Genomic DNA, 14,654 nt, shown 5'->3' with positions numbered 1-14,654 from the left:
TAAGTCCGAAAGGGGGGCCTCTTAGCAGCAGCCCCACACCCCCGGCAAGCAAACCGAGGAAACCGGACACTTCCGCCCCGCGTCATCCTCGTCGGGCAGGCGGCCAGGGGCGCCCTTCCCGGCGGCCTCCCGGGGCACTACTTCGCCCGCGTCCGCTCGGTCTCCTGGGCCCGGGCCCGCTCCCGGAAGTCCCGGGCGAACTGGGCGTAGCGGTCCTCGGCGATGGCCTCGCGCACCTGCTTCATGAGGGTGAGGAAGTAGTGCAGGTTGTGCAGGCTGTTGAGCCGCATGGCCAGGATCTCCCCCGCCACGAAGAGGTGGCGCAGGTAGGCCCGGCTGAAGTTGCGGCAGGTGTAGCAGGAGCACGCCGGGTCCGCCGGCCGCTCGTCCCTCGCCCAGGTGGCGTTGCGGATGACGAGCTTGCCCTCGGAGGTGAAGAGCAGGCCGTTGCGCGCGCAGCGCGTGGGCAGCACGCAGTCGAACATGTCCACCCCGTGCTCCACGCAGGTGACCAGGTCCACGGGCGTGCCCACCCCCATGAGGTAGCGCGGCTTGTCCCGGGGCAACAGCGGCGCGGACCAGGCCACCCCCTCGTACATGGCCTCGGGCGTCTCACCCACCGCGTAGCCCCCGAGCGCGTAGCCCGGCAGGTCCACCGCGCACACCTCCTCGGTGTGCCGCTTGCGCAGCTCCTGATCCAACCCGCCCTGGACGATGCCGAAGAGCGAGGAGCGCTCGCGGCTCCAGGCCTTCACGCACCGGTGCAGCCAGCGCGTGGTGCGCGCCAGGGACTTCTCCAGGTAGGCCCGGCTCTCGGTGGACGGCGGGCACTCGTCGAACGCCATGATGATGTCCGCGCCGAGCGTCTCCTGGATCTCGATGGAGCGCTCGGGCGAGAGCATCAGGTGGCGCCCGTCCAGGTGGGACTGGAAGGCGGCGCCCTCCTCGGTGATCTTCCGCTTCTCCGAGAGGCTGAACACCTGGAAGCCGCCGCTGTCGGTGAGCATGGGCCGGTCCCAGGAGATGAAGCGGTGCAGGCCGCCCATGTGCCCCACCAGGTCGTCTCCCGGCCGGAGCATCAGGTGGTAGGTATTGCCGAGGATGATCTGCGCGTCGAGCGTGAGCAGATCATCCGGCCCCACGCCCTTGACGCTGCCCACGGTGCCCACGGGCATGAAGATGGGCGTCTCCACGGGGCCGTGCGGTGTGTGCAGCCGTCCCCGGCGCGCGCGCGTGCCCGAGGCATCCTCGTGCAACAGCTCGTAGCGCACCAGGCTCGGTGCGACCCGGGTGTCCCCCTTCTCCTTGCGCGGCTCTGCCATGGCGTCTGTCGTCTCCCTACTCCGTCACCAACATCGCGTCGCCGTACGAGAAGAACCGGTAGCCGGCGGCGACCGCCTCCCGGTAGGCCGCCAGGGTGCGCTCGCGCCCGAGCAGCGCGCTCACCAGCACCACCAGTGTGGATCGCGGCAGGTGGAAGTTGGTGACGAGCACGTCCACCGCCCGGAAGGTGAAGCCGGGGCGGATGAAGATGGACGTCTCGCCCGGGCCCACGCGCAGGCTTGCCGACGCGGCATCCCACGCCGACTCCAGCGTGCGCACCACCGTGGTGCCCACCGCCACCACCCGGCGGCCCTCGGCCTTGGCGGCGTTCACCGCCCGGGCGGTGGCCTCGGGGACGGTGTAGCGCTCCGGGTGCATGTGGTGCTTCTCCAGGTTCTCCTCGCGCACGGGCAGGAAGGTGCCGGGCCCCACGTCCAGCGTCACCTCCACGCGCTGGATGCCCCGGGCGGCGAGCGCCGCGAAGGTGGCCTCGGTGAAGTGCAGCCCCGCGGTGGGCGCGGCCACCGCGCCCGAGGCCCGCGCGTATACCGTCTGGTAGCGCTCGGCGTCCGCGTCCTCGGGAGGCCGGGTGATGTAGGGGGGAAGCGGCAGGCGGCCCGCCGTGTCCAGCAGCCGCGCGAGCGACGCGCCCCGCGCCGCATGGAAGCGCACCCGGTACTCCCCTCCCCCGAGCGCCTCCAGCACCTCGGCCTCCAGGCCGCCGGTGAAGGACACGCGCGCCCCGGGCTTGAGGCCCTTGGAGGCCTGGCCGAGGCAGATCCACTCGAGCGCCTCGGGGGCTCCGCCGAGCGCCTGGGAGGTGAGCGTGGCGGCGGCGGGGCGCACCACGAGCAGCTCGACCCGGCCGCCCGTGCCCACCTTGGAGCCCAGCAGCCGGGCGGGGATGACCCGGGCGTCGTTGACCACGAGCAGATCCCCCTCGCGCAGTAGCTCGGGCAGCTCGGCGAAGTGGCGGTGGCTCCACGCGCCCGAGGCACGGCTCACCACCATGAGGCGCGAGGCATCCCGGGCGGCCAGGGGAGCCTGGGCGATCTGCGCCTCGGGGAGCGCGAAGTCGTAATCGGAGAGCAGGGAGGACACGGCGGGAGCCGCTTGTAACAGCCCAGGCGCCTCGGACGAAACGGGATGTAGCGGTGGCGCTTCAGTAGAGCTGCTGCAGCTCGGTCTCCGGGTAGTAGTGCAGGAGGATGTCCCGGTAGGACTTGCCGCTGTCGGCCAGCGCCTTGGCGCCCCACTGACAGAGGCCCGCCCCATGGCCATAGCCACGGCCGGTGAAGTGCCACTTGCCGGCGGTGTGCTCCACGTCGAAGTCCAGGCTCTTGAGCTTCGTGTAGCCGAGCTTGCGCCGGAACTGGGCCCCATCGACCGAGGCCCCGCCGGCCGCGCTGACCCGGTTCACCCGGTGCGTGGACGTGCGGCTCGCCACCCGGAAGCCCTCGGTGGACTGGCCCAGGGCGGCGCGCAGCTCGGCATCGGAGACGGTGGCGCTCCAGCGGCTGGCGGGCAGGCGGCCACACGGGCAGTCCACGGCCTTGAGGTAGGGCAAGTCCCGCTGGAGCGAATCCCAGCCGGACTCGGTGCGGCCACCACAGGAGGCATGGAAGTAGGCCTCGATGGGGGCGAGCTCGTACGTGAGCACCTCGCCGCGGGTGGCCTCCACGGCGGCGCGGGTGCGGGCGTCCTCCCGGTTGAGGCCGCCATACACCTGGTGGAGCACGCTGCTGCCCATGTGGAAGGGGGCGCCGTAGGTCTCCAGCTTCTTCTGCAGGGCGTAGGTGCGGGCCGCCACGGCCTGGGCCTTGAGGGCCTCGGGGGGGAAGGACACGGGCATCTCGCTGCCGAGCACGGCGGCGAGGTAGTCCTCCAGGGCGATGACGTTGATGAGCTGGAGCCCGTCCTTGTACAGGCGCACCACGACGTCGCCGCGCACCTCCATGTCCCCGGCGCGGATGGACGAGTCACCCGGCGTGCCCCCGTCCGACGACTCCACTCCGGAGCGGAAGCGCACCGCGGAGCCGATGACGGGCGCGCCGTTGAGCTCCAGGCGCGAGCCCCGCCGCCGCACGACGACCCCGTCCTGCTGGAGGGAGGTGAAGGAGGCGTCCTCGGTATCGGAGCCGAAGGAGAGGCCCTTGCCACTCACGCGCACCTCGCCCTGGGCGTCACCCATGGCGATGCGCATGGTCTCCACGGCGGGCGCGCGCAGGGGCACGAGCAGGAGCAGCATCAGTGCAACAGGTCGCCACATGGCCGCCAGTGTAGGGGGGGCTGATCACGGCTCAAGAAATCAGCCGCCGGATGTCGGAGAATGCCGCGCCCGTGTCCCCTGCCCCCGACGCCGCCCTCTTCTCGACCGCGCAACTGCTCGCGGCGCTGCGAGCCCTGCCCTACCGCGAGGCCGCCTTCCTGCTCACGCGGCTGACCCAGGGCCGCTCCCTGGAGGAGAGCGCGGCCTTCTACGGCATCTCCCCGGAGGCCTTCTCCGTCCACTTCCTGCGCGCGGCGCTGGGGTTGTCCCGTGCGGCGTCCCTGCCCTGTCGGCCACCGGAGAACGACGCGCAAGAGGATGTCTGGGCACGGGCCCTGGCCGGAGCGCTCGAGCAGGACACCGAGGGGGTGCCTACTGCCCTGGCGGCGACGCTGGCGCTGTGCCGGCGGATGCGCGCATTGGGTCAGGAGGTAACGGGGGCGCTCCAGGCCGCCGAGCGCGAGGAGGAGAACTCCCCCAGGAGGCGGCGCGAGGACGTGCTGCGGCGCCTGGCGGTGCTCGCGCTGCTGGCTCTCACGGCCTGGCTGTACTTCAACCGCCCGGTGGAGGAGCCGCCGAAGCGTCCTATTCCCCCGCCTTCGCTCCAGCGCTGAGCGCCGCAACTCCCTTCCCACGTGAGCAACCCACCGGGAGGACGCGTGTTTCCCGGTGCGATGTCGTCCCTCCCGGCAGCGCCCAGCTTCCCCCATGAAGGGACATCCCCATGAGGGGAGGGAGAAACGACCATGAGGCACATCAAGGTGGCGCTCGTTGGCGCCATGACGGCGGCCCTGCTGCTGACCGCGGGGTGCAGAGCCGATCACTACGAGAGTTCCCAAAAGGGACAGGGCACGGGCGGCTCCGGCGACGCCACCCAGCACAAAGGGACGGGAGGCTCGGGAACCAGCGGCGGTGCCATGGGCCACGACAACCTGCCAAAGCCGGAGGATGGCTCGCGGGGCGGGACGGGCGGCAGCGGCTTGGGCGCGGGAAGCACGGACACCGGAGACGTCCAGGGCAGCGGCACGCCCACGCCAGACTCGAGGGATGACACCAAGGGAACCGGAACCCAGGGCAGCGGCGGAGAGACGGACACCGGACAGGACCAGGGCGACACGTCGCGCTGAGCCCAGGGTTGGCGAGGGACGGGGTGTCCCTGGCCCTACGCCCGGGGCTGCTCCACCTGACGCGGTGGAGCGGCGACCCCGAGCACCAGCAGGCCCACGAGCGGCAGCAGCCCGCCCACGGCGCACACGCCGAGCCACCCCAGATGGCTCCAGGCCTGGCTGCCCAGCCCGGCGCCGAGCGATCCGCCCACGAAGTACGTCGCCATGTAGACGGTGTTGAGGCGGCTGCGAGCCTCGGGGCGGAGGGCGTAGACGCGCGCCTGGTTGGAGATGTGGTTGGCCTGGGCGCCCAGGTCCAACAGGATGACGCCCAGGGCGATGCCCCACAGCCACTGGCCCGCCACGCCGAGCACGACGAAGGCGACGAACAGGACGCCCAGGGAGAAGGCGTTGATGCGCCGATCCCCGCGGGTATCGCTGTAGCGGCCCACCAGGGGCGCGGCGATGGCTCCGGCCACGCCCACGACGCCGAACAGCCCCGCGACGCGCGCGCCGTAGTGCTGCGGCAGGGCCTGCAGGTGGAGCGCCAGCGTGCTCCAGAAGGCGCTGAAGGCCCCGAAGGCGAGCGCGCCCAGCAGGGAGTGGAGCCGGAGCACGGGCTCCTCGCGCACCAGCACCACCAGCGAGCGCAACAGGGCCGGGTAGGACCAGGAGGTGCTCGCGGGCTGATGGGGGAGCGTGAGCCGCAGCACCCCCGCGAGCACCAGCATCAAGCCCGCGGCGAACCAGAACATGGAGCGCCAGCCGAACCGCACGCCGACGAAGCCCGCCGCCGTGCGTGACAGGAGGATGCCGATGAGCAAGCCGCTCATCACCTGCCCCACCACGCGTCCGCGCTGCTCCGGGGCGGCGAGGTGCGCGGCGAAGGGCACGAGCAACTGGGGCACCACCGTGGTCACCCCCACCAGGCCGCTGGCGAGCACCAACGCGGGCAGGTGGGGGGCCAGGGCCACGCCCGTCAGCGCGAGACTCACCAGCAGCGTCATGAGGACGATGACGCGGCGCCGCTCGAGGCTGTCTCCGAGTGGGACGATGAGCAACAGCCCCAGGGCGTAGCCCACCTGGGACACCGTGGCGACGAGGCCCACCGCTCGATCCGAGGCCTGGAACGTCCGGCCGATGTCTCCGAGCAGGGGCTGGTGGTAGTAGAGGTTGGCGACCGCGAGGCCCGAGGCGAGGGCCATCAACCAGACGAGGCCCGGGCGCAGGCGAGAGGAAGAGTCCACGGGCGGGCCTCTACAATCCACTCCGTTGCCGCACAAGCGGGAGGAAAGCGCTCCGTGAGGTAGACACCACCGCGACGCTCCTGCTCCGCCTTGCTAGGCTGGGCGCACGAATGACCGACTTCCTGCGCACCCTCACTCGAGGCATCTGGGTGGTCTCTCTGCTGATTCTCGCCGGCGGACTGATTCTATGGCTGGTGAAGAACCCCGCGCGGGACATGACGACCCTGCAGGCGCTGGGTGGATACCTGCGTGAGCGAGCCTTCACTCCGCTGGGGTTGCTGGGCCTGTCGCTGGTGCTGGGCGTGGGCGGGGTGTGGCTGGAGCGCCGCGGCCCCCGCTCGACCCAGGCTCGCGAGCAACGCCCGGTCCTGTCGCCGCTGGAGGTGGTGAACGCGGAGGTGGCGGTCGCCGTGCGCGAGCTGCTCGCCGAGCTGAACACCACGCTGCGCCGCTATGTGCTGCGCGCCGAGCCCGACATGATCGCCTTCGTGGATACCCTGCTCGATGGGGCCATCCGGGTGGGGGCCAGCGATGTGCACGTGCACCCGCTGGAGATGGGCACGCGCATCGCCTTCCGCGTCCACGGCGTGCTCGAGGAGGTGATGATGCTCTCCCGGGAGAACCACCCCCGCCTCATCAACCGCCTGAAGGTGCTGTCCAAGGTGGTGCTCTTCCGGACGGATCGGCCCCAGGACGGCCACTTCTCCGTTCAAACGCCCGAGGGCCCCGCGGACATCCGGGTGTCGTTGTTGCCCACCAACCACGGGGAGTCGGTGGCCCTGCGCATCGCGCGCAGCAGCGTGCGGCTGCCCCGGCTGTCCAACCTGGGCTTTCCCCAGCAGTTGCTCCCGCCGTTCCAGCGCGTGCTCGATCGGCCCCAGGGCGTCATCTTCGTCGCCGGCGCCACCGGCAGTGGCAAGACGACGACGCTGTACGCCTCGCTCGGCTACATCAAGGAGACGCGCGGCGACATGACGCGGATCGCCACCATCGAGGATCCCATCGAATACGACGTCCCGCTCTTCTCCCAGACGCAGGTGAACACCGAGCAGGGCTTCACCTTCGCGCAAGGACTGCGCTCGGTGCTGCGCCAGGATCCCAACGTCATCATGGTGGGAGAAATCCGGGACGCGGAGACCGCGCGCACGGCGATCCAGGCCGGACTGAGCGGACACCTGCTGTTGACGACGGTGCATGCGAACTCGGCGGCGGGCGTCTTCAACCGGCTCATCGAGATGGGCGTCGAGCCCTTCCTGCTCGCCTCCGCCTCGGTGGCCAGCATCTCGCAGCGGCTCGTGCGCTCGCTGTGCCCCCACTGCCGCGTGCCCTTCCAGCCGGAGAACGAGGAGGTGGTGCGGTTGCACACGGCGGGCCTGCCCACCTCGGGTCCGTTCTACGGCTCCACGGGCTGCGAGCGCTGTGGGGGCTCGGGCTTCCTGGGGCGCACCGCGCTCTACGAGGTCCTCAGCGTGACCCCGACCATTCGCGAGTGCATCAACACCAAGGTGCCCACTTCCCAGACCCAGGACATGGCGGTGAAGGAGGGCATGGTGCCCCTGCTCGCGGCGGGCCTGGAGCGCGTCCACGCCGGCGCCACGACGCTGAAGGAAGTCTTCCGGGTGGTCGGATGAAGCCGGGACTGGGGAGGGAAAACCCGTGAGCCAACAGGAGCACGCCAGCCAGAAGGTCGCCGCGGTGTTGAAGTTCGGCTCCGCCCTGTGCGCGATGGCCGCCGCCGGATTGCTGATCCTGCCCCTCGTTCGAGGAGAGGTGCGCACCGGGCCGCGCGACATCACCCTGACGCCCATCACCTCCGAGGAGGAGGAGATGCGGGCCGAGGAGGATGTGGAGGTGGAGTCCACTGTGGAGGTGGAGTCCGCCAACAAGCCCGTCCGGGAGTCGCGCTCCGCCTTCGAGGGGGCCATTCTCTCGCTCGAGTCCCAGCCCTCGGAAGCCACCGTCCTGGTCAACGGCAGGGACCAGGGGGAAACCCCGGTGATGGTGGGACTCGAATGCGCGCCGGGCGAACCGGTCGTCATCACGTTCTCCCGGCGTGGCTTCGAGCGCACGACCCACCGGACGTCCTGCCCCCGGGATGAGATGGTCAAGGTGAATGCCCGGCTGAAACAGAGCACCCGGGGGACCGCTGGCAAGCGGTGAGCCCCGTTCGATCAGGAGTTTCCATGTCCCGCCGTCTGAGTGTCCTGCTGCTTTCCACCTGGCTGAGCCTGCCCACGCTCGCACTTGCGGAGGATCTCCCGCCCGAGAAGCTCGCGAGCATCCGGCGTGATGAGAAGCATGCCCTGGAGAAGGTGAACGCGGCGCATGGAGGCAAGAAGTCCTCCGAGATGAGCACCGCCGAGCGTCGGCAGATGATCCAGGAGCAGCAGCAGGCCACCCAGGGGGTGCTGGACAAGCACGGCGTGTCGAGCAAGGACTACGCGCGGCAGACGGCCCGGATGGGGCCGAAGCAGAACGCCCAGGTGGATGCCGCGGAGAAGGCGCTGGAAGCGCGCACGCAGGGCTCGTCGGCGTCGTCGCCCGGGGAGATTCCGATCGAGCGGGGCTGGGGCAGCGAGCAGCAGGTGGAGCAGGAGGGAGTGGAGGGCTCGGAGGGCGCCATGCCCGTCGTGGAGCATGGGCTGCCCACGGAGGAGCAGGTGCCGGCCGAGGGGATGCCCTCTGTGGACGAGGCCGGAGCGCCCGAGGTCGAACCGGCGGTGCCCGCCGGGGAGCCTGCCGGGGAGCCGTGAGCGCCCTGCCCTACCCCCAGCGCCGCTCGCGCCACACGGCGTCGTAGGGGCAGGAGCAGTCGAGCTCTTCGGGCTCGGGGTAGACGTAGCGCTCGCCCTTGTAGTTGCGGAACACGGTGTCGTGCGTGCCGCGCTCCACCACGTAGTCCGGCTGGAGCGTCACCTTGCCGCCCCCGCCGGGCAGGTCCACGGCGAGGTGGGGCACGGCGAGTCCGGAGGTATGGCCGCGCAGCTGCTGGAGGATCTCCACGCCCTTGGCCAGGGGGGTGCGCAGGTGCTCACAGCCCTGGGCCACATCCATCTGGTGGAGGTAATAGGGGCGCACGCGGATGCGCAGCAGCGCGTGGGACAGCTCCTGGATGATGCGCGCGTCCGAGTTGAGCCGCCGCATGAGCACGGCCTGGTTCTCCACGGGCACGCCATGGTCCACGAGCCGCTCGCAGGCCTCGCGCGCCTCGGGCGTCACTTCCTTCGGGTGGTTGAAGTGGGTGACGACGTAGACGGGGGCGTAGCGGCGCAGCAGCCGGGCGAGCGAGTCGGTGACGCGCATGGGCAGACACACGGGCACGCGCGTGCCGATGCGCACCATCTCCACGTGGGGGATGTCGTACAGGGGCGCGAGCAGCTCCTCGAGCCGCTCCTCGGTGAGGAGGAAGGGATCTCCGCCGGAGATGAGCACGTCGCGCACCTCGGGGTGCTGGCGGATGTACTCGATGCCGCGCCGCATCTGCTCCTTGGAGAGCTCCGCCTCGCCGCCCTTGGTGATGCGGCGGCGGGTGCAGTGGCGGCAGTAGACGGAGCAGGTGTCGAGCGCGAGGAAGAGGACACGGTCCGGGTACTTGTGGACGATGGCCTCCTCGGGCCGGGTCTTGTCCTCGCCGAGCGGATCCTCGAGCTCCCCGGGACGCACGCGAGCCTCGGCGCGCACGGGGATGGACTGCATGCGGATGGGACAGAGGGGATGGTCCCGGTCGATGAGGGACAGGTAGTAGGGGCTGATGCCCACGCGGAAGAGCGAGGAGGTTTCCTGCACGCCCGCGCGCTCATCGGGCGTGAGGGGGATGACCTTCTCGAGCTGCGCGAGGTTGCGCACGGCGTTGCGCTGGTGCCAGCGCCAGTCGGCCCACTGCGCGTCGGTGGCCTCGGGAAACAGGACCGCGCGGCCGGCCTGGGAGGCGGGCCGCGCGGGAGTGCCCTTGGAGGGCGGGAGCGAGGAGGACATCACGCCGCCTGGGCCTGATCACGCCACCACTGCTGTCCGGACTCGGGCAGCGTGTAGATGGGATCGAAGTACTCGTACTTGCGGGTGAGCGCCGCGGCGTCATCCCCTTCGATGCCGGTGCGGTAGTTCTTGGTCCAGTACGAGATGCCGCGCTCGCGGTCGTACTCGGCGACCTGATGGACCCAGCGCTTGCCCACGAAGGGCACGTCACACACGATGCGCGGGGTGGCGAAGCCGGGCATGTAGCCCATGATGTCGTGCTGGAGCTGCTGGGCCTCGGCCACGCTCAGCCGCCAGTGCTCCGAGTTGGGGATCATGTCGCACATGTAGAAGTAGTACGGCAGGATCTTCGCGTGATCGAGCAGGGTGAAGCACAGCTCGAGCAGCTCCTTGGGGGTGCCGTTGATGCCGCGCAGGAGCACGCCCTGGTTGCGCACGTCGCGGAAGCCCATGTCGAGCAACTTGCGCACGGCCTTGCCGACGAGGGGGGTGAGCTGGCGCGCGTTGTTGACGTGGGTGTGGAGCGCGAGATCCACACCGCGCTCGTTGGCCTTCTTGGCGAGGCGCTCCAGGCCCTGGAGGACGGAGTCCTGGAGGAAGTGCTGGGGGATGGCCATGAGCCCCTTGCTGGCCAGGCGGATGTCCCGGATGTTGGGGATGTCGAGCAGGGCGCTGACGAAGGGCTCGAGCGCCTGGATGGGCAGGTTGGCGATGTCGCCGCCACTGACGACCACGTCGCGCACGGTGGGGGTGCGGCGCAGGTAGTCGAGCATCTGCTCGTAGCGTTCCTTCTGGCCGAGGTGGAAGCGGTGCTTCTGCACCTGGGGCACGTCATTGCCCACCAGGTCCATGCGGGTGCAGTGGCCGCAGTACTGGGGACAGGTGGGGAGCATCTCCGCCAGCACCTTGGTGGGGTAGCGATGGGTGAGACCCTCGACGGCCCACATCTCCGCCTCGTGGAGGCTGTCGCGGCTGGCCTTGGGGTGGTTGGGCCACTCGGGGTGCCGGTCGTCGAAGGCGGGCAGCATGTAGCGGCGGACCGGATCGTTCCACAGGTCCGTCTCATCCATCGTGTTGATCATCTGGGGCGGCACGAGGATGGACATCGTCGCGCGCTCACGCTGATCGCGCTCCAGGCTGGCCAGGAGCTCCTGCGGCAGGTGGGAGCCGAGGACGGCCTGGAGCTCCTTGAGGTTCTTGACGGTGTGCTTGCGCTGCCAGACGGAGCTTTCCCATTCGGCCTGGGTCACGTCCTTGTAACCGGGCAGGCGCCTCCAATCGGGCTCCACGAACTCACGGCGAAGCGGATAGGAGAAAGGCTGCTGAGCGGGGCCGGCCGAGGCGGCCTTTCCGCGAATGGGCGTCGTCGTCATGATGGTCTCACCTTAGCGGAACCAAGGCCGGGGAACAGGGGGCGCGAAAGGCGTCCCTCCAAGGAAGAACACTGGAGGGAGCGCCTGCCATGCGGAGCTACTCGAGCTGTACGTTGACGAGCTTGGCCATGTCCCCTTCGGTGATGTTCACCTTCTGGGGCTTGCTCTGTTGGGAGCCGAGCTTGAAGACGATGGTATGGCTGCCCACGGGAAGCACGAGGGGGTTGCCGAGGGCGGCGGGAGTGTCCCGGCCCGAGTACTTGCCATCCACCCAGATCTGGGCGCCGAGCGGACGCGAGCTGCAGGCGAGCTTGCCCTTGGCGACGGCCTGGGGCTTGGCGACGACCTTCGCCGCGGCGGGCTTGGTCGCGGGCCGGTCGACGGCGGGCTTGGGCGTTGTGGGACGCTCGACGGTCGTGGGCGGAGGCTCCTCCTTCTTGAGGACGAAGGAGACCTTGACCTGCTCCTCGCCATTGGAGCGGAACTCACCCGAGTAGGTCTGGTAGCCGGCGCGGGTCGCCACGAAGGTGTAGGTCTTGCCCACGGTGAGATTGGCGAGCGTGGCATCGGGCGTCTTTCCCACGCGCTTGCCACCCACCTCGACCTCGGCGCCGCCCGGTTCCCCCACGAACACCGCCGAGAACAGAGCCGGCTTGGGCGTTTCCTCCGCGGCAGGAGGGGGCGTGCCGGTACCGGTCCCCGTGCCCGCTACGGTCTCGCCCGGAGCGGCAGCGGGAGCCTGCTGCTGTTCGGTGGGAGGATTGGACGAAGGGGTCCCGGTGCCCGTGGCCGCCACCGCATGCTCATCAGCGGGAGGAGTGCCAGGCGCGGAGGGCTCCTCCTTCAGCACGAGCGAGATGAACTGAGGCTGCTGCCCCGGGGTGACGCGAATTTCCTGAACCGCCGACAGGTGTCCGGGGGAGGACGCGGTCAGCGAATGAACGCCTTCTGGCAGTTCAATGACCTTGTTCTGGGGGTAGGCCTGCCCGTCGATCTGGACCTCGGCGCCCGCGGGTTGAACGGAGATCATCAAGCTGCCCGTGCTGGGTCCGGAGAACAACATGGCCCCGAGGACGACGAGCAACACCAGAGCGGCGGCCGCGGCGCTGGCGATGATCACCTTGGGCGGCGGCTTCCGGCTGCCCTGGACGGCGGGCTTGGGCGTCTTCTTGGGGAGTGGCGCGACCTTCTCGGGCGGCGCCTCCTGCTCCATATCCGGGACGTGGATGGGTCCCGTCATCTCCTCTTCCCGAGGATCCCTCCCGGCGTCCGTGCGTTCATCCTCGGACGAGTCGTCGTAGGTGTCGGGATCCTCGTCGTCCAGCCGCGGCCGCTCGCCCGTGAGCGCCGGACTCAACATGGTACTGCGCGAGCCCGGAGTCCCCACCCGGGTGGCGTTGGGGGCCTCCATCTCCTCTGGCTCCGGCCGGGAGGTGGGCGCGGGGCCGATGACCGTTGCCCCGGCATAGCCGTCGCCCTCCCCGATGACCACCTGGGGTTTGCCGCTGTTGCGAGCCGTGGGAGCCAGCGTGGATTCCGAATCGGCGATGTACGCCGTTTCACCCGTCAGGCTGTCATCGACCAGCACGCTGTCCGAAGGTCCGGAGGGGACGGTGGCGGGCCGCTTGCTCTCTCTTTCTTCCTGTCCTCGAAAAACAAAGGAGGAGGAATCGACGATCTGCGTTTTGTCTCCCGCGCCAATCTCCTCGTCCTGTGGCTCCTCGTCCTCCTCGGAAGGAGACTCATACTCCGCGCGCGCGGGGGATGGAGCCGAGGAGGGGGCGGGACGAGTAGACGCCGGCAGGGAGGGGCCCGCCTGAGGCTTGCGGGCAGCGCGCAACATGTCGCCGGTGATGCCGGTGGCCTCGATCTGCTCTGGGCGCTCGATGGAGGCGTAGCGCTCCATCTTCTCGGCTTCGCGCAGGATGTCCTCGGCGAAGGCCTCCTTCATGTAGGCCGAGAGGTGCTTGGACGAGTAGATGGCATCGCCCGCGAGGAGGAAGCGCATCAGGTCCTCCTGCAGGTCCGAGCCCCACTGGTACCGGGTATCGGCCTCTCCGGAGAGGGCCTTCATCAACACCTTCTCGAGTCCGGCGGGGATGTTCGGGTTGAACTGCCGCGGAGCGGGCACTTCGGCGTTGCGCACCTTCTCCAGGGTGGAGAAGTCGGACTCACCGACGAACAACCGCTCTCCCGTCAGCATCTCGTAGAGGATGACGCCCACCGCGAAGATGTCACTGCGCCGGTCGATGGGGAGGCCACGGACCTGCTCCGGGCTCATGTACCCGAACTTCCCCTTGAGGATGCCGGCTTGCGTCTTCTGCGACCGGTTCGCCGCCTTGGCGATACCGAAGTCGATGAGCTTCACCTCTCCCTCGTAGGAGATGAGGATGTTCTGCGGAGAGATGTCGCGGTGGATGATGTTCAGGTCCTGGCCGCGGGCGTCCTTCTTGCGGTGCGCGTAATCGAGGCCCTCGCAGATTTTCGAGGCCAGGAAGACGGCCTGCGCCGTGGGCATGATCTCCTTGCGCCGACGGTAGCGCTCGAGAATGGTGCGCAGGTCGCGCCCGGGCACGTACTCCATGGCGATGAAGTAGGTGTCCTCGTGCTTGCCCAGCTCGTGGATGTGCACGATGTTGGCGTGGTTCAGCTGTACGCTGATCCGCGCCTCGTCGATGAACATCGTGATGAACTCATCGTCCTCCGCCATCGTCGGGAGGATCTTCTTGATGGCGAGGATGCGCTCGAACCCTTCGACGCCGAAGGCCTTGGCCGTGAAAACCTCCGCCATGCCGCCAACGTTGATGCGCTCGAGGAGGAGGTACTTCCCAAATAGGGTCGGCTTCTTCATTGCGTGGTTTCGCCCGCCCCGCGAGGCCACTGCGCCGTTGAAGGGGGAAACGGTGGGTGGAAAACGGACGAGACGAGGACTTTAGACGGAGCGCGAAGAGGGAGTCAAACTCCTCCCGACGGCGATTCCCTAAGAGTTCCAGCCACTTGGCTCCGACGGCTCGCCTTGGACGGCGAATAGGCCCGCCAGGCCGTCCAGCGAGAAGCCTGGAGAATGGGACCCAAAAGAGGAAGCTGGAGAAGCCAGGTGCGCGAAGCCCGCAAAGGCGAAGGCCCCGAGTCGACACCTGACGGTGCGGACTCGGGGCCTTCAAAAAAAATCCGGCAGCGACCTACTCTCCCGCGCGGTTTCCCGCGGAGTACCATCGGCTCTGGAGGGCTTAACTTCCGTGTTCGGGATGGGAACGGGTGGGACCCCTCCGACATTGCCACCGGAAAAACAGGACAGTCCATACGAAGGGTAGGTGAATCAACTTCCACTGCGAAGCTCTCGTGCCTTCTTCCGGGCCCG

Annotated in this window: 12 protein-coding genes and 1 rRNA gene; 5 read left to right on the top strand and 8 right to left on the bottom strand. The window is 69.3% G+C overall.

Translation table 11 applies throughout. The features are described 5' to 3' along the window. Nucleotides 1-137: 137 nt before the first annotated feature. From tgt to D187_RS04345, 3 genes are all read right to left on the bottom strand, one after another. Entirely contained in the window at nucleotides 138-1,322 is a 1,185-nt protein-coding gene (gene tgt / locus D187_RS04355; protein ID WP_002631405.1) for a tRNA guanosine(34) transglycosylase Tgt, read from the bottom strand. 16 nt (nucleotides 1,323-1,338) lie between these two features. Next, a complete protein-coding gene (gene queA, locus D187_RS04350) occupies nucleotides 1,339-2,424 on the bottom strand; it encodes a tRNA preQ1(34) S-adenosylmethionine ribosyltransferase-isomerase QueA (protein ID WP_002631406.1) in 1,086 nt (361 codons plus the stop codon). 61 nt (nucleotides 2,425-2,485) lie between these two features. After that, a complete protein-coding gene (locus D187_RS04345) occupies nucleotides 2,486-3,592 on the bottom strand; it encodes a SpoIID/LytB domain-containing protein (RefSeq protein WP_043428394.1) in 1,107 nt (368 codons plus the stop codon). A 50-nt stretch (nucleotides 3,593-3,642) separates the two neighbouring features. On the opposite strand from D187_RS04345, the gene D187_RS04340 reads away from it, so the two are divergent. Then, the gene (locus tag D187_RS04340; protein ID WP_043428392.1) at nucleotides 3,643-4,206 is read left to right on the top strand and encodes a hypothetical protein; all 564 of its coding nucleotides are present in this window, start codon (nucleotides 3,643-3,645) and stop codon (nucleotides 4,204-4,206) included. A gap of 132 nt (nucleotides 4,207-4,338) precedes the next feature. After that, complete coding sequence (locus D187_RS04335) at nucleotides 4,339-4,719, top strand: hypothetical protein (protein WP_002631410.1); 381 nt, start codon at nucleotides 4,339-4,341, stop codon at nucleotides 4,717-4,719. 35 nt (nucleotides 4,720-4,754) lie between these two features. Here the strand turns inward: D187_RS04335 and D187_RS04330 are convergent, their stop codons facing one another. Then, nucleotides 4,755-5,903 (bottom strand): MFS transporter, encoded by a 1,149-nt coding sequence (locus tag D187_RS04330; RefSeq protein WP_081713560.1) that lies wholly within the window; start codon nucleotides 5,901-5,903, stop codon nucleotides 4,755-4,757. Between the two features lie 152 nt (nucleotides 5,904-6,055). On the opposite strand from D187_RS04330, the gene D187_RS04325 reads away from it, so the two are divergent. From D187_RS04325 to D187_RS04315, 3 genes are read left to right on the top strand one after another with little or no spacing between them, the layout of a single operon-like run. Further along, nucleotides 6,056-7,576, top strand: a complete 1,521-nt coding sequence (locus D187_RS04325) for a GspE/PulE family protein (RefSeq protein WP_002631412.1) — start codon at nucleotides 6,056-6,058, stop codon at nucleotides 7,574-7,576. 25 nt (nucleotides 7,577-7,601) lie between these two features. Continuing rightward, on the top strand, nucleotides 7,602-8,105 hold the full coding sequence (locus D187_RS49380) for a PEGA domain-containing protein (protein WP_002631413.1): 504 nt from the start codon (nucleotides 7,602-7,604) through the stop codon (nucleotides 8,103-8,105). Nucleotides 8,106-8,128: 23 nt separating this feature from the next. Next, the gene (locus tag D187_RS04315; RefSeq protein WP_002631414.1) at nucleotides 8,129-8,698 is read left to right on the top strand and encodes a hypothetical protein; all 570 of its coding nucleotides are present in this window, start codon (nucleotides 8,129-8,131) and stop codon (nucleotides 8,696-8,698) included. A gap of 10 nt (nucleotides 8,699-8,708) precedes the next feature. Here the strand turns inward: D187_RS04315 and D187_RS04310 are convergent, their stop codons facing one another. The 4 genes from D187_RS04310 to rrf form a co-directional block, all read right to left on the bottom strand. Beyond that, complete coding sequence (locus D187_RS04310) at nucleotides 8,709-9,920, bottom strand: KamA family radical SAM protein (protein ID WP_002631415.1); 1,212 nt, start codon at nucleotides 9,918-9,920, stop codon at nucleotides 8,709-8,711. Beyond that, nucleotides 9,920-11,293: a KamA family radical SAM protein gene (locus D187_RS04305; RefSeq protein WP_002631416.1), complete on the bottom strand. Its 1,374-nt coding sequence runs from the start codon at nucleotides 11,291-11,293 to the stop codon at nucleotides 9,920-9,922. The genes D187_RS04310 and D187_RS04305 overlap by 1 nt, the downstream gene beginning before the upstream one ends. 97 nt (nucleotides 11,294-11,390) lie before the next feature. Then, a complete protein-coding gene (locus D187_RS04300; protein ID WP_002631417.1) occupies nucleotides 11,391-14,144 on the bottom strand; it encodes a serine/threonine-protein kinase in 2,754 nt (917 codons plus the stop codon). A 318-nt stretch (nucleotides 14,145-14,462) separates the two neighbouring features. Then, nucleotides 14,463-14,579 (bottom strand): 5S ribosomal RNA (gene rrf / locus D187_RS04295). Between the last annotated feature and the right edge of the window lie 75 nt (nucleotides 14,580-14,654).

It is taken from the genome of Cystobacter fuscus DSM 2262, assembly GCF_000335475.2.
GTDB classification, from domain to species: Bacteria; Myxococcota; Myxococcia; order Myxococcales; family Myxococcaceae; genus Cystobacter; species Cystobacter fuscus.
The sequence above is the reverse complement of the archived record's forward strand: the minus strand, read 5'-3'. Positions and strand labels throughout refer to the sequence as shown.